We start from the raw sequence: 19933 nt of genomic DNA on the forward strand, positions 1-19933 counted from the left end.
CCTTTGTTTTTCATATGATTGAGTCAAGAAAAGCGAAACAATCAAATCGAAACTTGCGAAAGTAAATTTCATCTATAAAAGAAAAACAAAGGGGATGACGAAATGACATTGGCAATTGAAATGAAAGATGTAATGAAAAGTTTCGATGGAAAAACGGCCCTTCGAAATGTAAATATTGAGGTAAAGCAAGGAGAAATCTTTGGATTCCTCGGACCGAGTGGATCTGGAAAAACGACAACCGTAAAAATATTAACATCTCAATTGCTTCATAGTATTGGAACGGTACGAGTGTTGGAGAAAGACATTACAGGACCAAGCAGCATCGATTACAAACGAATCGGCATTTTAACAGACAATAGCGGCTTATACGAAAGACTTAGTATTTATGATAACTTACTATTATTTTGTGACTTATACGATTGCAAAAAAGAACGAATTGATGAAGTGTTAGCACAAGTGAACTTATTGGATGATAAAAAAACACAAGTGAAAAAATTATCAAAAGGAATGAAGCAGCGTGTCACACTAGCGAGAGCGATTCTTCACAAACCAGATATCCTCTTCTTAGATGAACCAACATCTGCACTTGATCCAGTAAATGTGCAAAACATTCATAAAATCTTAAAAGACTTAAATAAAGAAGGAACAACGATTTTTTTAACAACGCACAACATGGACGAAGCAGAGACGCTTTGTAACCGTATTGCCTTTCTGTGCGGCGGAGAAATTGTAGCGCTTGATACACCAGAAAACTTGCGATTAAAATACGCGAAAGATCAAATACAAGTTGTGTTAAAAGATAAACAAAAAGAAACAGTGAAAAAAGACGAATTAGGTGCAAAACGTATTTCAGAATGGATGAACAAAGGAGAATTACTATCCATTCATTCACACGAACCAACTTTAGGTGATATCTTTATTGAAGTTACTGGGAGGGGATTATAATGACATTTTCAATGAGACGTTTATCAGCTATTTTTAGAAAAGAAGTACAAGATTTTAAGACGAATTCACAAGTGTTGTTAATGGCATTTTTACCAATTATATTTTCATTTTTATTTAGCAGATTTGGAGCGGGAAAGGAAATGTTAGGCACTACTACTATAACGGCCTTCCTATTTGTCGCAGGCTTTGTTCAATCTATGGTAATTGCAGAAGAAAAAGAAAAACATACACTACGTGTGTTAATGTTATCCCCAGCATCTTCTGTTGAAGTTCTTCTTGGAAAGAGTTTATTAACAGCGGGTCTGACGATGGTCATTTGTATTGCAAATTTATTCATTTTAGATCAGTTAAATATCAATCTTCCATTGGTAGGATTGATATTCCTATGTGGAACTATTTTATTTATCGTGCTTGGAACAATGATCGGATTACTTGCATCTTCTGTACCACAAACATCATTAATTGGAATGCCTATTTTAATGACGATGTATTTAGCTGTACAATTTGAGTCACTAGTTGAAAATAAAACAATTAAGACGATGATTGAATATCTTCCAACATCTCATATTGTAAAAGCAATTAACAGCTTAGTAGGTGGGGCAGGGTTTAGTAGTATTGGTGGGCATGTATTAAATATTACAGTTTGGCTTATCATTTCGCTTATTGCATGTTTGATCGTATATAAAAAGAAACAAATGGACTAAAAACTGAGCTGAAACGCTCGGTTTTTTCCTTTTTCTATCATTTCCTCGGAAATTTTGCAATTCCTATACATATTTTTACAGATTTTGTCGAAAAGTAATTAGTTATAGGTTGTATAGGATGAGTGAATATTGTTCAAAATGATTGCTGAGGTGATGATGGAATGCGAGGAAGAAATAGTAAAAAGTCGCAAAAAGTAGTACATTTATTTCAAAAAAGATGGGTGTTTCCGGCACTATATATTGCTTGTGCAGCGGTAATCTTAATGGTTGCGCTATGGTTCCAGGGAGCTAATCCAAAGAAAGCTCCGAACCAAGATCAAGCAACACCGTATACACAAACGGAAGATCCGGCAGTACCAGTAACAAAATCTTCAGAAGTAGTGAAAATGCCAGCTGCAGTAAATGCAGAAGTAGTAGTACAGAAGAAATTCTATGAAGATGCAGCATCAGAGGCGGAACAAGAAAAAGCACTTGTCTTTTATAACAACACATATTCCCCGAATAAAGGAATTGACATTGCTGCGAAAAACGGAAAAGAATTTGATGTTACAGCTGCTTTAAGTGGTACAGTAACGAAAGCTGAAAAAGATTCACTTCTTGGTTATGTTGTAACAGTAGATAGTGGAAATGGTGTAGCAGCATCTTATCAAAGCTTAGGCAGTGTGAAAGTAGAAAAAGGTGCAAGAGTCGCGCAAGGTGAAGTGTTAGGAAAATCAGGTCTAAATGCAATGAATAAAGATGCAGGTTCTTACGTTCACTTTGAAGTACGTAAAGACAATGTGGCTGTGAACCCTGAGCGTTATTTAAATAAATCAGTAGCAGAAATTAAAGCTGATGCAGGTGCTGCAAAGGCGACAAATGCTTCTGGTAAAAAAGCTGATGACAAATCTCAAAAAGAAGAAAAGTCGACAAGCACGAAACCAGAAGATAAGTCTCAAAAAGAAGAGAAACCAACAAGCGGCTCGACTAGTGATAAAGAGACGAACGGCAAACAAGATGAGAAATCTCAAAAAGAAGAGAAATCGACAAGCGGTTCGACTAGTGATAAAGAGACGAACGGCAAACAAGATGAGAAATCTCAAAAAGAAGAAAAATCAACAAATGGTTCTACAGAATCATCTAACAGTTCTTCTTCACAAGAATAATAAAGTAAAAAAATCAGTTCTCATTAGGAGAGCTGATTTTTTTATCCCGCATTAACGGGCAGTAAGACGCCCACCTCAAAATTCAGTTGGAGCAAAGAAGTTAGGTGGGAGATCAACTGCCCGTAAACGCCCGATTGGTGAAGGCTAATAATCAGTGGGGGATGAACAAAACCCCCTCTGATTAAAGTTTCACTTTATTTTCATATAAAAATAATCAATTTCGAGAAAAAAATTGCAATAACAAGGAAAAATGACGATATTCTCGAATATATATTACAAAAGGGAGGGGATACTGTGTCATTTTTATCTGTTCTGTCGATTGCTATCATTTTATTGTTTGTTTTATTCGCTTTATATTATTATATTGCCGGTAAGAAAGAAGTCCCCCACCATCAGTTGTTAGAAGAAGAATATGAAAGAGAAGAGTGACACTCTAAGAAAGAGTGTCTTTTCTTTTTGTATACCTATTGGAATTTTTAGAGCTAGGACGTATAATACTAGTTGTGATTTTTTTACATAAGAAAACAATATTCGAATACAGTATGAATTTAAAGTGCTGTATTTTTTGTTGTGGTTGAGGGGGAAGTTTTAAATTGAAGGCTAGAGAGAGCGAAGGTTCGAAAAAATTATTTGTTTTGATTGCTGCAGCAGTGGTGTTAATTGCTGGGATTGGATTTTTTATTTTTAATAAAATGAATGCTGCGAGTAATCAGGAGAAAGTACCAGTTCTGCAATATTATTATTTAACAAAAGATAAAGATAAAAATGAAAATCCAGTATTAAAAGACAAGGCAACCGCTGTATCGGTGGAAATGTTTGAAAAACAAATGAAATATTTAGCAGATAATCAGTATCATACTCTTACGTTAGAAGAATTTAATCAGTTTATAAAAAATAAAAAGAAACTTCCTAAGAAAAGTGTGTTAATTACATTTGATAATTCATCAAAGTCAAATTATGTATATGCGTATCCAATTTTTAAAAAATATAATATGCATGCCGTTTCATTTGCGGTTACGTCTAGAATAACTGATAAGGAAGAAAAGTTTAACCCTAAAGCTTTTCAAATGTTAAGTATGAATGAAATAAATAAAATGAAGGATGTATTTGAATTTGGAAGTCACACCCATACTCTACATAAATTTAAGAATGGCTCAGCAGCTGTGCTTGCTGAAGAGAAACAAGTGGTAAAAAATGATGTTTTAAAAAGTAAAGATATTTTAGAGTCAAATTATATGTCATATCCGTTTGGAAAGTATAACAAAGATACACTCCAAATATTAAAAGATTTAAAAATGGAATTAGCATTTACTAGTCTACAAGGATATGCGACACCAGAAAATAATCCTTTAGAAATAAAACGTTGGTTTATTTCGGCGGATACTAAAATAGATACCTTTGAGAAAGTGGTCTCGGGTAAATATGAGGTTTCAAATAAGTAAGATTCAAGCCTATTAGAATGATATTTAAATTCTAATGGGCTTTTTTTATATAATGATTGTACTTTTCCTGCAATTAATTTTTTGTACTTAGTCCGCAAAAATAGTGAACATGTAGCATATATCAGTAGTGCGGGCAATACAATGGTATAAACCAATGCAAAGAGAGTGTTTGAGGTGAGAAATCGTGAATCATTTCATTATAAATCCAAGAATGTTTAACGCTTACAAACAGCACTCACATTTACTTCATAGTCGTATGCAGCGAGTCTCATTTCACACTTCTCACATCCAATTTAGGGAGGCGAGTGGTGTGCACGATTACATCAAAGAGAGAACTATCAAGATTGGCAAGTATATCGTGGAGACAAGAAAGACAGTGCGTGTAATCGCAAAGGAGTTTGGGGTATCAAAGAGTACAGTCCATAAAGATCTAACAGAACGTTTGCCAGAAATTAATCCAGAGCTCGCAAATGAAGTGAAAGAAATTCTTGATTATCATAAGTCTATTCGTCATTTAAGAGGTGGAGAAGCAACAAAGCAAAAGTACCGAAAAGAAGATACAGAAAACCCTGTGCGCCAATAAATCTAAAATAGCAAACATTCCTTGCGAATTCGGTAATATTTTTCAGAAGAATTCTTTTTGCGAATATTACGTTTCTGTTAAATTTATGATAAAATCAGAAATTAGGTGTAAAAGAATTCGGGTGTAACCTGATTTTGAATATCGAGGAGGAAATGACGGGAATGTTTGCGCGAGATATCGGAATTGACCTAGGTACGGCTAACGTATTAATTCATGTTAAAGGTAAGGGTATTGTATTAAATGAGCCATCTGTTGTGGCAATTGATCGTAATAGTGGAAAAGTATTAGCAGTAGGTGAAGAAGCAAGAAGTATGGTGGGACGTACACCTGGTAATATTGTAGCAATTCGTCCGCTTAAAGATGGTGTAATCGCAGATTTCGAAATTACAGAAGCAATGTTAAAGTATTTCATTAACAAATTGGACGTGAAGAGCTTCTTTTCAAAACCTCGCATTTTAATTTGCTGTCCAACAAATATCACATCTGTAGAACAAAAAGCAATTCGTGAGGCTGCTGAACGTTCAGGTGGTAAAACAGTATTTTTAGAAGAAGAACCAAAAGTAGCCGCAGTTGGTGCTGGTATGGAAATCTTCCAGCCAAGCGGAAACATGGTTGTTGATATTGGTGGAGGTACAACAGATATTGCCGTACTTTCTATGGGTGATATTGTTACCTCTTCCTCTATCAAAATGGCTGGCGATAAGTTTGATATGGAAATCTTAAACTACGTTAAACGTAAGTATAAGCTATTAATTGGAGAACGTACTTCAGAAAATATTAAAATTAAAGTTGGTACAGTATTCCCAGGTGCACGTAGTGAAGAGCTTGAAATTCGCGGACGTGACATGGTAACCGGTTTACCACGTACAATTACAGTATGCTCTGAAGAGATTACAGAAGCACTAAAAGAAGACGCAGCTATCATTGTACAAGCTGCAAAAGGCGTACTAGAGCGCACACCACCAGAACTATCTGCGGACATTATCGACCGCGGTGTTATTCTAACAGGCGGTGGAGCTTTATTACACGGTATCGACATGCTTCTAGCAGAAGAATTAAAGGTACCAGTATTAATTGCTGAAAACCCAATGCAATGTGTTGCTGTTGGTACAGGTATTATGTTAGAGAATATTGATAAATTACCACGTCGTGCTTTGAAATAAAAATACAAGTTATTAAAAAACCAGAAGAATACCATTTCTGGTTTTTTTATTTGGCTAAGTAAATGGAATGAATCCTTTTAAAATGGCAATGATAGCGCCTTCTCAAGGTGGATATTACATGAATGGCATGGTAATCGTAATAGTTGATTAATAAAAATTATGTTATAATCACTATTGTGAATTTCGTGTGAACTAAATGTAAATTATTTGTAAATTTCAGGTTTGCAGGGGACTTTTATTATTTTTAATGATGCGGGGAAAGTTCAATTATAATTTACTATTTATTAATTATAAAAAAGTTGTTATAGGAGGAGCTTTAGTATGAAAAAAGTAATTACATATGGTACTTTTGATTTACTGCATTGGGGACATATAAATTTATTGAAGAGAGCAAAGGGCCTGGGAGACTATTTAATTGTTGCTGTTTCTTCAGATGAATTCAATAAGTTAAAGGATAAGAAATCTTATCATAGTTATGAGAATCGAAAAATGATATTGGAAGCTGTGCGTTATGTAGATGCAGTAATTCCTGAACATGATTGGGATCAAAAAATAAATGATGTTGTTAAAAATGAAATAGATGTTTTTGTCATGGGAGATGACTGGAAAGGAAAGTTCGACTTCTTAGAAGATTATTGCCAAGTTACATATTTACCTCGGACAACTGGAATTTCAACGACGAAAATTAAACAGGAACTATTATTAGTGGCTAGATAATTTTTATGATCAGAGAAATACAAATTTCCATATACCTTACAATATTTAAGCTACTATTTAACCTCTTTAGGTTGTTTCCAATTCAAAAAAAAGCGACATTTATAATGTCGTATGGAGAGAATGCGCTCTCTATATATGAGAAAATGCGAGAAAAAAAAACAGAATTAAACATTGTATTCTTATATAAACCTACGTGTAAATATAAATTAAAAGCTTATCCAGAGGTAAAAGCTTATCAATTTGAAACATTAAGTATAGTGAATATGATTGAGGCAATTTATCACTTAGCAACATCGAAATATACTATTATTGATAATTATTTTGGGTTTTTGTCTGCCATTAAGTTTAGAGAAGGGACGGAATGTATTCAACTCTGGCATGCGGCAGGGACCATAAAGAATTTTGGTTTACTAGATCCGAACTTTAATAAGAGAAGTAAGCGTGCTCAAAAACGATTCAGAAAAGTTTATAAAAATTTTCATAAAATTGTTGTAGGATCAGATTTATTAGCGGATATATACATGGATACTTTCTCGGTAGGCCCTCAGCAAATGGTGAAGACAGGTATACCGAGAACCGACTTGTTTTTTGATCGAATTCGCCAAAAGAACATTAAAGAAAAGTTGTTGTTAGAAAATCCAGAACTTGTAAATAAAAAAGTAATATTGTATGCTCCAACTTTTAGGGATAAAGAGATAAATTCTTTTAAATTACAATTGGAGATAAGAGAGATGTATAGAGCATTTCATGAAGAATATGTGTTGCTTATTAGGCTACATCCAGCAATAAAGGATAAATTCTACTATAAAAGTGAGTATTCACAATTTATATATGATTATTCACTGTATCCCAATATTAATGAGTTGTTTTTGGTGACGGATATATTAATTACGGATTATTCTTCAATCCCATATGAGTTTTGTTTGTTAAAAAAGCCTATGGTTTTCTATCCTTATGATCTAGAGGAATATAAAAACCAAAGAGGGATTATGGGTGAATATGATTCTTTGGTCCCGGGACCAGTTGTATATTCTACAAAGGAGTTAGTTTCAATAATAAAGAATAATGAGTTTGATTTATCAAAAATAGAAGAATTCTCTCTGAAATGGAACCAATATTCGAAAGGGAATTCTGGTGAGGATTTTATAAGAGAAGTCTTCAGAATATAATATAAATCTAATTTAGGTATAAGAGGTGCGGAATGAATTTTATGAGGTTGTTATGGCTGCCTGAAGAACAAGGCCATTGTGTTTTGCAAGAGATTAAGTATTCTCAGCAAAAGTTGAACATTGTATTGAGAATAGAGGGGATTACTAGAAATCCAGGATTGGATAAATATTATTTTATTTTAGTTAATCGAACATCAAAAGAAGAAATTAAAGTGCTTGCCAATATACAAAATAATACGGATTTATTGGATGCTCAAATCGAACTGAATGAGTATATTGAAAGCCTTGCAAAAGGAATATGGGATGCCTATTTTCAAATTGAATCGGGCGAGAAAACAAACAAATTCCGCGTTAAGAATGACGTAACTGATGCTATTGAATTCCCTCCTTTTTATATTGAAGAATTAAATAAAATTTTTCTAGCCTATTCTACAGTGAAGGGGAATTTATCATTTAAATCTCAAGATAGTAATGCATATCTCAAGGTCGAGGTAATTGATTTAAAAGAAAACGGAATGCTGGAATTAAACGGGTATTTCTTGATGCTACCATGGAAAACTAAAAAGGAAACCGAAATAACAAAAAAATTAGTTATGCGTTCGGAAAACACTACTTGGAAGATACCTATTAATAATGTTAAAAGAACAGATGTAACAGCTTTTTACGGTCAATCGGGTGGAAATTATGATTGGACGGGATTTAGTGTGCAATTGGACTTCAACAAAAATACATACGGGTTGGAAAACAATAAATCCACTCAAATTTTCATTGAAATGGAATATAAAGGTGAGTCTGTTTTACTTCCAGTAACTATTTCACCTAATATGGTGTTTAGTAATTGTGCTGTTATAAATACATTAGAAGGTATTAAAAAAGTATTGTTTAGCACAGATCAAGAGAGTAATCAAGGTTATTTATTACTAAATAGAGAAGATTTGCAGGCTGAAGTTAATTATATTTACTCCGAAGATAATCAAATTACAATTGTAGGAGAAGTTATACAGAAACAAATGGTTGAGGACTTTTCTGAAAATCCTACGAGTTTAATTATACAAAAGCGTAACGCGGAAGAAAAATATGAATTTGAAATAGAATTAGACGGATTTAATTATTCACATACATTTGATTTAGAGGATCTTGTATCTAAAGGATTATTTAGTAAGGGAATATGGGATGTATATTTAAAAGTTCATAATCATTCTTATCGCTTAGTGACCCGTCTAGATGGAATTATAAATAAGCAAAAGGTAATTAAGATACCACAGCAGTTTTTATCAGATTTAGAGGGACAAGCCATTGTGGTAAAGCCTTACTATACTTTACATGATGAAGTTTCTATTCTAGTTCGTGAATATCTCAATGTGAAATCAATTCAGGAAGTGAAAATAGAAAAGGACGAATGGATTGTATCAGGGAGATTAAACATTCAGACCCCCAATAACATGGTTCCAATTCAAACAAGTGGAAGTATGAGCTTTAAAGGGAGTTACGGGAAAAGAATTAATATTCCAGTTACATGGAATCTAGAGAAAAATGAAAAAACAAGACAAGAGTTTAAATTTAAGGCAATTTTAGATGTAGCTACTATTTTAAGAGGAGAAGAACGAGATAGGTTATTGGCTGATATAAATTTTGATTTAATTAAATGTGAATTTAGGCTTAATGAGGGCAAAGTTTCATTTACTATGAACATAGACCCTTCGAAAATTATTTTAACTTTAGAAGATAGATTGAAACAAAATTCAAAAATTAATAAATTTATTAATAGATGGGGTAATTCTTTATATCAGATTTTTAATAGGATTTTACCTATTAATCGAAAATATGTTATTTTCCAAAGTTTTCATGGGAAAAGTTACTCTTGTAATCCGCGAGCAATTTATGAACAAATGTTAACAGAAAAGCGCGATCTGAGGGCTATATGGGTAATTAATAATGTTATGCAGGAAATACCAGGTAAACCGATTGTAGTTAAACCAGGTTCGATTAAATATTATTATTATATGGCGAAATCAAAGTATTTTGTTAATAATGGTAATTTCCCTGATTTTTATGAGAAAAGAAAAGGGACTGTTCATTTGCAAACCTGGCATGGAACACCTTTAAAGAAGCTTGGTTTTGATATTGATCCTAATTCGCCGTCATATGCTGAGAATACTTCTCCAGCCTTATTAAGGCGTAATGAGCGATGGGACTATTTAATAGGACCGAATAATTATACATCAAAAATTTTAAAGAGAGCTTTTAATTTTGAAAAGAATATGTTAGATGTTGGTTATCCAAGAAATGATATTTTCTATAATGCAGACATTGATAAAAAATCTACTGAAATTAAAAAGCGATTAAATATTGACTCTAAAAAGAAAATTATTTTATATGCACCAACATGGCGAGATTATGATTTTCATAATGGCAATCAGCACAAGCCTTACGAATTTAAATTTGATCTTAAGAAATTTAGAGAAAAATTTGGAGAAGAGTACGTATTGTTATTAAGATTGCACTATAGAGATGCTACTCGCATTCAAATTAGTGGTTTGGAAGATTTTGTTTATAATGTATCCAGCTATAATGATATCCAAGAATTATATCTGATTTCAGACATATTAATTACTGATTATTCCTCGGTAATGTTTGATTTTGTAAATTTAAATAGACCGATTATCTTCTTTACCTATGATTTATTTAGATATGGTTCTCAAATTCGGGGTTTCTATTTTAATTTTAAAGAAGAATCTCCAGGACCGATTGTTTTAGAGCAGGAGCGCTTATTTAAGACAATAGAAGATATTAGTAAGGTAGAAGCCAAATATGCGGAACGATATAAAAAGTTCCAAGATAAATTCTGTCACCTTGAAGATGGGCGCGCTTCTAAAAGAACCATAGAAGCTATGATTGGAAAATAATTTAGACAGGAGATAAGGTTGTGAAGATACGTTTTTTAGTATTTGATATTTATGGGATGGGTGGCACCGTACGTACAGTATTAAATGTAACAAATTATTTAGCACAAAATGGTTATGATGTTGAGATTATTAGTGTTTTTCGTCATCGTAAAATAGCATTTTTTGAAATAGATCCAAGAATTAAAGTTATTGTTTTACATGATGTTGCCAATCGAGATAAAAGTGATGGGAAATTTCAAACAAGAATAGCAAATAGAATGTTAAAGATGAAAAGTAAGTTAGTTCATCCAGATGATGAGGGATACCACTTCTTTTCGCTGTTGACAGATGTTAAAATGTATAACTATCTAAAAAGTATTGATTCGGGGATTTTAGTGACAACAAGACCGAGTTTCAATATATTTGCAAGTAAGCACGCAAATAAAGGTATATATCTTATTGGACAAGAACACTTGAATTTCTCAATCTACCCTAAAAGGTTAAAAAATTCTATTTTAAAGCACTATATTAATTTAGATTGTTTGGCCACTCTAACAGATGAAGATACAGTCGATTATAAAAACCTTCTTCTAAATGGAAAGGTAGAGGTAAAAAAAATTACAAATTCAATTCCAAAGCTTCGAGGGGGATTATCTTCCCTAACAGCTAAAACAATTGTTGCTGCTGGACGCTTAGTTCCACAGAAAGGATTCGATTTATTAATTGAAGCCTTCAAAATTGTAAATGAGCAGTATCCAGATTGGAAACTTAAAATCTACGGAACTGGTAGAGAGCGAGCGAATTTAGAAGAATTAATCGAAAAAAATAAATTGTACAATCATGTCATTTTAATGGGTGCTACTCAACATATAGATGTAGAGCTTTCTAAATCATCTATATATGCTTTGAGTTCAAGGTTTGAGGGATTTGGAATGGTAATTATAGAAGCTATGCAATGTGGAGTTCCAGTAGTTAGTTTTGATTGCCCAAAAGGCCCAAGTGAAATTATTGATCATGATAGAGATGGGATTTTAGTAGAAGATGGGAACGTAGAGCTTTTGGCCAAGGGATTAATGGAGTTAATGAATGACCCTATGAAGCGAGATGAATTTGCTAAAAGGGCTATAAAGAATGTGAAAAGGTTTGAAATAGACGAAATAGGTAAGATATGGATGGAAACTATTGATGAAGCTACTCATCAAATTAATCATTAATAAAAGATTTAATTTGTTATGGGTATAGGAGATGTTAGTGTGAATGTAGTTGTAACGAACATAAATTTTAATAATGGTTATATATATATTGAAGGAAAAACAGATTTTATTTTGGACGAGAAAAGTTGTTTTCTCTCCATTAGAAGACGTGAAAGTGAACATGGCATAGAATATTTGGAAAATCATTCATTTCCGATTGAAGTTAGTGGGAAGACTTTCAAATTTAAAAAAGATATTGATTTACTTTTTAAGGAAACTTCCATAGAAAATAATTTGATCTGGGATCTGTTTTTAATTTGCAATGGGACATATATAAAACTAAAAACAGAGAGTCCATTAGATTTTAAGGGTAACTCGTATCATTTATTAGATAATACCCTTTTTAAAGCTAAACCGTATATTACGGGTTATAAGGGTATTTCAATTTATGTGATACAGAATGATATTAAGGCACTTATGAAAGATGCCGAATTTAATCAAGGGATTTTAAACGTAAGTTTCTATTTAGAGCAGTTACAGGATGTAAATGTAGAGGAGAAACTTGTTAGTTTAATCTTAAAAAAGAGAGAACAAGAAGGTTTATTTGAGTACTATGAAACTAAGTTAATAGAAACAAACGTAAATCAAGGGATTTTCAAATTTTCAATGAATATTGATCAAATGTTTAAGGATTATAAACTAAGTTCAAATATGATATGGGATGCATTCGTAGAAATTCAAGATTCTAATGGTGTAGGAATTGAGGTACCTTTGATTGGTACCTCAAGTAATAAGTTGAAATTTGGATATCATAATTTCACACATGATGATTTGTTTAGAGTTAAGCCGTATATTACAGGCTTAGATAATTTGGCACTTTTTATTAGACAAAAAGAGGTTATTATTAAATCATCAGATTTTAAATTTGAAAATAATACGATTTATGTTGAGGGAAAAGTTTCTTCAGACGAGTATAATGTTCTAGAATTGGATGAAAATGTTGCATATATCGTATTTAAAAAGCGTTATACAGCTAATGGAGAACCAATCTATTTCGAGGAGATAGTGCAAAATTTAAATATTCTTAATGGTAATTTAAAAATAGACTTAGATGTTTCAGAGCTCTTAAAAAATCAAAATATTCGTCAGAAAGATGTATGGGATATTTTTGTTCGCCTAATGACTTTGGATGGTAGGATGTTAGATGTAGAATTAAAGCCGGAAAAGCACTTGGAAAAAAGCAGTTATATGTACGAAGCGATGGTAGGAAATAGTGAATGGAAATTCAAACCATATGTAAATGCTAAAAAGTCATTTTCTATTTATTTTTTAGATTCAGGGAAAATGATGGAAGGGTCAGTGAAAATTGCTGTCCTTGGTTCTTGTTTTAGCCGTAATGCATTTAATTCAGGGGAATATTTTAATCCTGGGTATAAAAAAATTACAATTGTAATTTAACACAATTTCATTCCTCTATTGTAAGTATAATGTCAAATCCTGTTCACATTGATATAGAAAGATTAGAAAATGTCACAGAAAAAAATAAAGAATTTATTCGTTGTGATTTTGAGAAAGATTTTTTTGATAAATTAAAAGAAGCTAAACCAGATTACTTAATTGTTGATTTGTATTCAGATGCGGCTAGGGATTTAATTAAATTAAATGACGAAAGCTATATTAGTGCGAGCTTAGTCCTTAGAGAAAGCCAATATTTCAAAGAATTACGCGAATATGAGCATATTGGTCATAGCAATAATCAATTATATTTTAAAATATGGCAGGATTATATGGAGAAGTTTGCTCGAAAAGTTAAAGAAATATTACCTGAAGAGCGTATTATTTTGAATACGGGAGGATTCACGTATAAATATATTGATATAGACGCTAAAGTGAAAAAATTCTCTCGCCCAGAAATAATAAAAAGAAATAATTATTTTTGGGATATACTTAATGGGTGGTTTATAAATTGTATTCCAAATTGCAAAGTTCTTGATTTAAAGGATACTGATTATATAGGGCAGTATAATCATCCATTTGGAAATACTTTTTCGCATTATCAACCAGGTTATTATAAGGAATTTATGAATAGGTTGAATAAATTTATTATGCAAGATTTGCAAAAAAAAATTTATAATTCATTGGAAAGATATTAAGTCAAATATTTCCCTCTAAGAAGTAATTTTTAGGGGGAAATATTTTTGTTGGGAATATTATGAGAATTTTTCGTTTTATATAAAATACATTAAAGAATCAGTAGAGGATGGGAAAAATGGAGAGAGTTACAGTCATAGGCGCTGGGAGCTGGGGAACTGCTTTATCTATGGTTCTCGCAGATAATGGACATGAAGTACGAATTTGTGGAAATAATAAGAAGCAGATTGAGGAAATTAATGAGAAACATACAAATGAGACATATTTACCAGGGATCCAACTATCCGAAAAAATAAAGGGATATGAGTCTTTAGAAGAGGCGATGGATGGGGTAAATACTGTATTATTAGTTGTACCAACAAAGGCAATTCGTGATGTTACGGGGCAATTAAAATCTATTGTAAAACGACCAATAACAGTTATTCATGCAAGTAAGGGGATTGAGCCTGGATCATTTAAACGAATTTCAGAGATGATTGAGGAAGAGGTGCCAAAAGAATTAGTTGAGAGTATCGTTGTTCTTTCAGGGCCAAGTCATGCAGAGGAAGTAAGTCTTCGTCATCCTACGACAGTAACTGCTGCTTCTTATCATTTACAGGCGGCTGAGGAAACACAACGATTATTTATGAATAATAACTTTCGAGTGTATACGAACCGAGATGTAATTGGTGTTGAATTAGGTGGAGCATTGAAAAATATTATTGCTCTTGGAGCTGGTATTTCAGATGGACTTGGTTACGGAGATAATGCAAAGGCGGCTTTAATCTCACGCGGGCTAACAGAGATTACACGTTTGGGATGTGAGATGGGAGCGAACCCGCTTACTTTTGCAGGTTTAACAGGCGTCGGTGATTTGATTGTGACTTGTACGAGTATTCATAGCCGAAATTGGAGAGCAGGAAATTTACTTGGAAAAGGTCATAATTTAGAAGAAGTATTAGAAAATATGGGTATGGTTGTTGAAGGTGTACGTACAGCGGAGGCGGCATATCATTTAGCTAAAAAGGTTAAAGTTGAAATGCCAATCACTACTGCTATATATAATGTTCTCTTTAACGGAAAAAATGCTAAAGAGGAAGTGGACTTACTCATGGAGAGAAATGGAAAAGGCGAGATTTCACAATAATACATTGCATCCATGTGAGACAAATGAGTTAGAAGGTGTGCAAATAAGATGGGTTTTATGAGAAAAATAAAAAATCATCGAGTAATAAAAAAGGTGTGTAAGGCAATATTTCTGTTTTGTAGTTGTTTGCCTCCAACAAAAAAAATGATTTTATTTGAGAGTTATTCTGGAAAACAATACAGTTGTAATCCAAGGGCTATATATGAATATATGATTCAGAATGAAATGGACTTTCAAATGATTTGGAGTGTGAATAAAGATTATAAGGAACAGTTTGATAGGTATAAAATTCCGTATGTGAAAAGATTTTCGATTCGTTGGTTTATTTTATTGGCTCGTTCACGCTATTGGGTCACGAATAGTAGAATGCCATTATGGTTACCTAAACCAAAACATACGATATATATCCAAACTTGGCATGGTACGCCACTAAAAAAATTAGCTGGGGATATGAAAGAAGTCCATATGCCGGGTACCACAATAGAAAAATATAAGCATAATTTTCATCTCGAAGCGAAAAATTGGGATTACTTGCTGTCACCTAATGCCTATTCTACAGAAATCTTTAGAAGGGCATTTCAATTTCAAAAAGAAGTCGTAGAAGTTGGTTATCCACGTAATGATTTTTTATATCAGGGTAATAATTCCTCGGTAATTGAGGCTTTAAAGAGACAGAATAAGTTACCGATAGATAAAAAAATTATTTTATATGCACCAACATGGAGAGATGATCAGTTTTATAGTAAGGGACGATATAAATTAGATTTACAATTAGATTTGGATCTCTTACAAAATAAGTTAGGATCAGGCTATATTATTCTATTGCGTATGCATTACTTAGTAGCAGAACAGTTTGATTTAGAAAAATATAAAGGATTTGTTTACGATTTTTCTAAGCATGTAGATATTAATGAACTATATGTAATATCTGATTTGTTAATTACAGATTATTCTTCAGTCTTTTTTGATTATGCAAATTTAAAACGCCCAATCATTTTTTATACGTATGATATTGATTCTTATCGTGATAAATTAAGAGGGTTTTACTTCAATTTGGAAGAAGCCCCAGGACCAGTTGTAACAAATACAAAAGCAGTATTAGACGAGATATTAAAGTATGAAATGCTGGGATTAGGAGAATTTGCAGAGAAATATAATAGTTTTTATAATAAGTATTGTTATTTAGAAGATGGTTGTGCTTCTAAACGAACAGTAAGGAAAATATTTTTCGGAGAGGCATAGTAAAGATGAACTCAATGGTTATGGTATTGAAAGAACAGATAAGCAGTTTGTACTTAATTAAACGTTTATCTATTTATCAAGTAAAAAGTGCAAATAATAATAATTATTTAGGTATTTTTTGGGAATTTTTGAATCCACTAATACAGATGAGTATTTATTGGTTTGTTTTTGGTTTAGGTATTAGAGGAGGACAAGGTGTAAATGGAGTTCCTTTCGTCTATTGGTTATCTGCAGGACTGGTTGTATGGTTTTTTATAAATCCAGCAATGATGCAAGCTTCTAAGTCTATTTATACAAGGCTAAATATGGTTTCAAAAATGAGTTTTCCAATGAGTGTGATTCCGAGCTTTGTAATTATATCTAACTTTTATTCGCATTTAATACTTGTAGGAGTTATAACAATTTTATTTTTAGTGACTGGACAAGGAATTTCTATTCACTACATTCAGCTTATTTATTATATGTTTGCTACTTTTATGCTAGTTTTTTCTCTTTCTCTCATTACATCAACATTATCAACAATTGTTAGGGATACTCAAATGATTGTTCAAGCGATTATGAGAATGTTAATGTATTTAACTCCTATATTATGGACTCCTGAAAGGCTACCTTCTATTTTCCAAAAGATTATGCAGTTAAATCCATTTTGTTATATTGTTGACGGATATCGAGCGTCTTTACTAGGAACAAGTTGGTTTTTCCAGGATATAAATTATATGTTATATTTTTGGGGATTTGTTTTTATTATGTTTTTAATTGGTGCAACATTGCATGTGAAATTGAGAAAACACTTTGCAGATTATCTATAATGAGGGTTGTAAAAAATGAATGAATCAGTCAGGTTTCATAATGTAACAAAAAAATACAAAATGCATAGTAAAAATTCAGAGAAATTAAAGGATATTATATATCCTGGAGGATTTGGTGAAGATTTTTATGCATTAAGAAATTTAGAATTTGTAGCTCAAAAAGGTGATGTAATTGGTATTGTCGGGGTAAACGGATCAGGAAAATCGACGATGTCTAATTTAATCGCTGGAATTACACCACCTACAAAAGGAAAAATTGATATTCAAGGAAAAGTTGCACTTATTGCTATTGCAGCTGGGCTGAACAATCAACTTTCTGGTAGGGAGAATATTGAATTAAAATGCTTGATGATGGGATTAAGTAAAGAAAAAATTGAGAATTTGAAACCGGAAATTATTGAATTTGCCGATATTGGAAAATTTATTGATATGCCGGTCAAGAAATACTCAAGCGGAATGAAATCCCGTTTAGGTTTTGCTATTTCTGTAAGTATTAATCCAGACGTCCTTGTAATCGATGAAGCACTTTCAGTAGGTGATCAAACATTTGCGGATAAATGTTTGCAACGTATGAATGAGTTTAAAGAGCAAGGAAAAACTATCTTCTTTGTAAGTCACTCTTTAGGGCAAGTGAAAAAGTTTTGTACAAAGGTTTTATGGTTAGAATATGGAGAAATTAAAGACTATGGTCCAATTCAAGAAATTATGCCGAAATATGAAAACTTCTTAAAAGAGTATAAGGCAATGAGTAAAGAAGAGCAGCAGAAGTTTAAAAAGGAATCAATGGAGAAGCAGGCGGGTAAAAATCTAATAGAAAATGAAGATACGAAAAGAGCGGACAATGCTCAGGTTGTAGATTATGTATCGTTATTAAGAAAACAAAGCTCACATCATACAAAAAAGCAAAAGGGGCGAAAGTTCTTAAGTTCTTTTATCGGTTTTATGTTATTTATGATGCTTGGTGGGATAGCCTACTGGCAAAAGGATAATATTTTACATTCCTTACAGGCAAAAGAACAGCAAAAAGAACCAGCAAGTAAGGCGGAACATGTTAAGAAAGAGGAGAACCCACTTGCCACTTTAGATGTTCGATATGTAAATTCGGCAAAAGGTCGTGTTAGAAGTACACCGACTTTAGATGGACAAGTAGTTGGTACGATATTATTTGGGACACCGTTTATTGTAAAGGGACAACAAAAAGAGATGGAATCAGATATTAATTGGTTAAAACTGACCTTGGATAACGGTGAAGAGGGATGGATTAGTGAATCAATAGTTAAGTCAATCCCATATAATCAAACAACAGCGTATGAAGAATTTTTGGGGAAATTAAAGCAATTAGATGGAAACACTCCAAATTTAGAACAGTATCTTAGTTTTATAGGAAAAACTAAAGAAGAAATAAGTAGTGTATTAGGTAATGCACAAAATGAACAACAATTAGCAGTTGGAACATTAGTTCAATATAAAGATATTGATATAGTATATAACAATCAATTAATTGCTCAGAAGATCAATATTAAAAATATGAAAATATCAAAAGGAGATTTATCTGAAAAATTAGGTGAAGCACAACTGAAGGCTGATGATGATTCATTGTTTATTTATCGATCAAATAAATTTGACTTTAACTTCTCTTCAGTGGGTTCGACAATTAATACGATATCAATTTTGGATGTTTCAAAGTATTAGAGTGTATTGTTATTACTAAATTAGTACGTAGTATTTTAAAAATTTTAGGAGGATTACCATTGAAAACAGTAAAAAAGGCTATTATCCCAGCAGCTGGATTAGGAACTCGTTTTCTACCAGCAACTAAAGCAATGCCAAAGGAAATGTTACCAATCGTTGATAAACCAACAATTCAGTACATTGTAGAAGAAGCAATTGAATCTGGAATTGAGGATATTATTATTGTAACTGGAAAAGGAAAGCGCGCTATCGAAGATCATTTTGATCATTCTTTTGAGTTAGAACAAAACTTATTAGAAAAGGGAAAGTATGAAATTCTTGAGAAGGTGCAGGAGTCTTCAAAAATTAGCATCCACTATATTCGTCAGAAAGAGCCTCAAGGTTTAGGACATGCTGTATGGTGTGCACGCAAATTTATTGGCAATGAGCCATTTGCTGTATTACTTGGGGATGATATTGTGCAAGCTGAAACGCCATGTTTACGTCAATTAATGGATCAATATGAGGTAGCACAATCATCAGTAATTGGTGTTCAAACGGTTCCGGAAACGGAAACACATCGCTATGGTATTATTGACCCGCTAGTACAAAAGGGTCGTAGTTATCAAGTAAGTAAGTTTGTAGAAAAGCCAGCTAAAGGAACAGCACCATCCAATTTAGCAATTATGGGACGCTATGTATTAACACCTGAGATCTTCATGTTCCTAGAAGACCAACAAACAGGAGCAGGTGGCGAGATTCAGTTGACGGATGCTATTCAGCGTTTAAATGAGATTCAAAGAGTGTTTGCTTATGATTTCGAAGGGAAGCGCTATGACGTTGGAGAGAAGCTTGGATTTATTCAGACAACGATTGAAATGGCTTTACAACATGATGAGTTAAAGAATGAATTATTAGGTTATATGGAGAATTTATTAAAAAAAGAAATGGTTCATAATTAATTTTCATATGAAACATCCCTGGGATT

At 32.6% G+C, this 19933-nt stretch carries 18 protein-coding genes; all 18 read left to right on the top strand.

The window, feature by feature from the left end; all coding sequences use genetic code 11:
• The first annotated feature begins 102 nt into the window (after window positions 1-102).
• The 18 genes from JFU18_RS16685 (at window position 103) to galU (ending at window position 19907) form a co-directional block, all read left to right on the top strand.
• Window positions 103-945, top strand: coding sequence for an ABC transporter ATP-binding protein (locus JFU18_RS16685; protein ID WP_144512916.1), 843 nt, complete (start codon window positions 103-105; stop codon window positions 943-945).
• Complete coding sequence (locus tag JFU18_RS16690; protein WP_201032162.1) at window positions 945-1649, top strand: ABC transporter permease; 705 nt, start codon at window positions 945-947, stop codon at window positions 1647-1649. The genes JFU18_RS16685 and JFU18_RS16690 overlap by 1 nt, the downstream gene beginning before the upstream one ends.
• A gap of 161 nt (window positions 1650-1810) precedes the next feature.
• Window positions 1811-2794 carry a stage II sporulation protein SpoIIQ gene (gene spoIIQ, locus JFU18_RS16695; protein ID WP_201032161.1) on the top strand — a complete coding sequence of 328 codons (984 nt, stop codon included), beginning with the start codon at window positions 1811-1813 and terminating at the stop codon, window positions 2792-2794.
• Window positions 2795-3088: 294 nt separating this feature from the next.
• Window positions 3089-3223, top strand: a complete 135-nt coding sequence (locus tag JFU18_RS16700) for a hypothetical protein (RefSeq protein ID WP_002016211.1) — start codon at window positions 3089-3091, stop codon at window positions 3221-3223.
• Window positions 3224-3387: 164 nt separating this feature from the next.
• Entirely contained in the window at window positions 3388-4236 is an 849-nt protein-coding gene (locus JFU18_RS16705; protein WP_201034541.1) for a polysaccharide deacetylase family protein, read from the top strand.
• Between the two features lie 310 nt (window positions 4237-4546).
• Window positions 4547-4819, top strand: coding sequence for a sporulation transcriptional regulator SpoIIID (gene spoIIID, locus JFU18_RS16710; RefSeq protein WP_002089714.1), 273 nt, complete (start codon window positions 4547-4549; stop codon window positions 4817-4819).
• 161 nt (window positions 4820-4980) lie between these two features.
• Window positions 4981-5982 carry a rod shape-determining protein gene (gene mreB / locus JFU18_RS16715; protein WP_002123831.1) on the top strand — a complete coding sequence of 334 codons (1002 nt, stop codon included), beginning with the start codon at window positions 4981-4983 and terminating at the stop codon, window positions 5980-5982.
• A gap of 321 nt (window positions 5983-6303) precedes the next feature.
• Window positions 6304-6699: a glycerol-3-phosphate cytidylyltransferase gene (tagD, locus tag JFU18_RS16720; protein WP_002159801.1), complete on the top strand. Its 396-nt coding sequence runs from the start codon at window positions 6304-6306 to the stop codon at window positions 6697-6699.
• A 5-nt stretch (window positions 6700-6704) separates the two neighbouring features.
• Window positions 6705-7868 carry a CDP-glycerol glycerophosphotransferase family protein gene (locus JFU18_RS16725; protein ID WP_201034540.1) on the top strand — a complete coding sequence of 388 codons (1164 nt, stop codon included), beginning with the start codon at window positions 6705-6707 and terminating at the stop codon, window positions 7866-7868.
• Window positions 7869-7900: 32 nt separating this feature from the next.
• Window positions 7901-10774, top strand: coding sequence for a CDP-glycerol glycerophosphotransferase family protein (locus JFU18_RS16730; protein ID WP_201034539.1), 2874 nt, complete (start codon window positions 7901-7903; stop codon window positions 10772-10774).
• Between the two features lie 20 nt (window positions 10775-10794).
• On the top strand, window positions 10795-11967 hold the full coding sequence (locus JFU18_RS16735) for a glycosyltransferase family 4 protein (RefSeq protein ID WP_201034538.1): 1173 nt from the start codon (window positions 10795-10797) through the stop codon (window positions 11965-11967).
• Window positions 11968-12006: 39 nt separating this feature from the next.
• Window positions 12007-13404, top strand: coding sequence for a hypothetical protein (locus tag JFU18_RS16740; protein ID WP_242488451.1), 1398 nt, complete (start codon window positions 12007-12009; stop codon window positions 13402-13404).
• Window positions 13405-13433: 29 nt separating this feature from the next.
• A complete protein-coding gene (locus tag JFU18_RS29880) occupies window positions 13434-14099 on the top strand; it encodes a DUF6270 domain-containing protein (protein WP_242488452.1) in 666 nt (221 codons plus the stop codon).
• Between the two features lie 116 nt (window positions 14100-14215).
• Window positions 14216-15223: an NAD(P)H-dependent glycerol-3-phosphate dehydrogenase gene (locus JFU18_RS16745; RefSeq protein WP_201034536.1), complete on the top strand. Its 1008-nt coding sequence runs from the start codon at window positions 14216-14218 to the stop codon at window positions 15221-15223.
• A 48-nt stretch (window positions 15224-15271) separates the two neighbouring features.
• Window positions 15272-16465, top strand: coding sequence for a CDP-glycerol glycerophosphotransferase family protein (locus tag JFU18_RS16750; protein ID WP_201034535.1), 1194 nt, complete (start codon window positions 15272-15274; stop codon window positions 16463-16465).
• Window positions 16466-16470: 5 nt separating this feature from the next.
• Window positions 16471-17274 carry an ABC transporter permease gene (locus JFU18_RS16755; RefSeq protein WP_201034534.1) on the top strand — a complete coding sequence of 268 codons (804 nt, stop codon included), beginning with the start codon at window positions 16471-16473 and terminating at the stop codon, window positions 17272-17274.
• Between the two features lie 15 nt (window positions 17275-17289).
• Window positions 17290-18966: a teichoic acids export ABC transporter ATP-binding subunit TagH gene (gene tagH / locus JFU18_RS16760; RefSeq protein ID WP_201034533.1), complete on the top strand. Its 1677-nt coding sequence runs from the start codon at window positions 17290-17292 to the stop codon at window positions 18964-18966.
• Window positions 18967-19025: 59 nt separating this feature from the next.
• Entirely contained in the window at window positions 19026-19907 is an 882-nt protein-coding gene (galU, locus tag JFU18_RS16765) for a UTP--glucose-1-phosphate uridylyltransferase GalU (RefSeq protein ID WP_201034532.1), read from the top strand.
• The last annotated feature ends 26 nt before the right edge of the window (window positions 19908-19933 follow it).

Source organism: Bacillus sp. TH22 (genome assembly GCF_016651015.1).
Taxonomy (GTDB): Bacteria; Bacillota; Bacilli; order Bacillales; family Bacillaceae_G; genus Bacillus_A; species Bacillus_A mycoides.

What these genes read in the sequence shown, in the direction of transcription:
- mreB (WP_002123831.1), top strand. Translation starts at nt 4,981, where the DNA reads ATGTTTGCGCGAGATATCGGAATTGACCTAGGTACGGCTAACGTATTA.
- JFU18_RS29880 (WP_242488452.1), top strand. Translation starts at nt 13,434, where the DNA reads ATGTCAAATCCTGTTCACATTGATATAGAAAGATTAGAAAATGTCACA.
- JFU18_RS16690 (WP_201032162.1), top strand. Translation starts at nt 945, where the DNA reads ATGACATTTTCAATGAGACGTTTATCAGCTATTTTTAGAAAAGAAGTA.
- JFU18_RS16725 (WP_201034540.1), top strand. Translation starts at nt 6,705, where the DNA reads ATGATCAGAGAAATACAAATTTCCATATACCTTACAATATTTAAGCTA.
- JFU18_RS16745 (WP_201034536.1), top strand. Translation starts at nt 14,216, where the DNA reads ATGGAGAGAGTTACAGTCATAGGCGCTGGGAGCTGGGGAACTGCTTTA.
- JFU18_RS16755 (WP_201034534.1), top strand. Translation starts at nt 16,471, where the DNA reads ATGAACTCAATGGTTATGGTATTGAAAGAACAGATAAGCAGTTTGTAC.
- tagH (WP_201034533.1), top strand. Translation starts at nt 17,290, where the DNA reads ATGAATGAATCAGTCAGGTTTCATAATGTAACAAAAAAATACAAAATG.
- JFU18_RS16750 (WP_201034535.1), top strand. Translation starts at nt 15,272, where the DNA reads ATGGGTTTTATGAGAAAAATAAAAAATCATCGAGTAATAAAAAAGGTG.
- tagD (WP_002159801.1), top strand. Translation starts at nt 6,304, where the DNA reads ATGAAAAAAGTAATTACATATGGTACTTTTGATTTACTGCATTGGGGA.
- JFU18_RS16730 (WP_201034539.1), top strand. Translation starts at nt 7,901, where the DNA reads ATGAATTTTATGAGGTTGTTATGGCTGCCTGAAGAACAAGGCCATTGT.
- JFU18_RS16685 (WP_144512916.1), top strand. Translation starts at nt 103, where the DNA reads ATGACATTGGCAATTGAAATGAAAGATGTAATGAAAAGTTTCGATGGA.
- spoIIQ (WP_201032161.1), top strand. Translation starts at nt 1,811, where the DNA reads ATGCGAGGAAGAAATAGTAAAAAGTCGCAAAAAGTAGTACATTTATTT.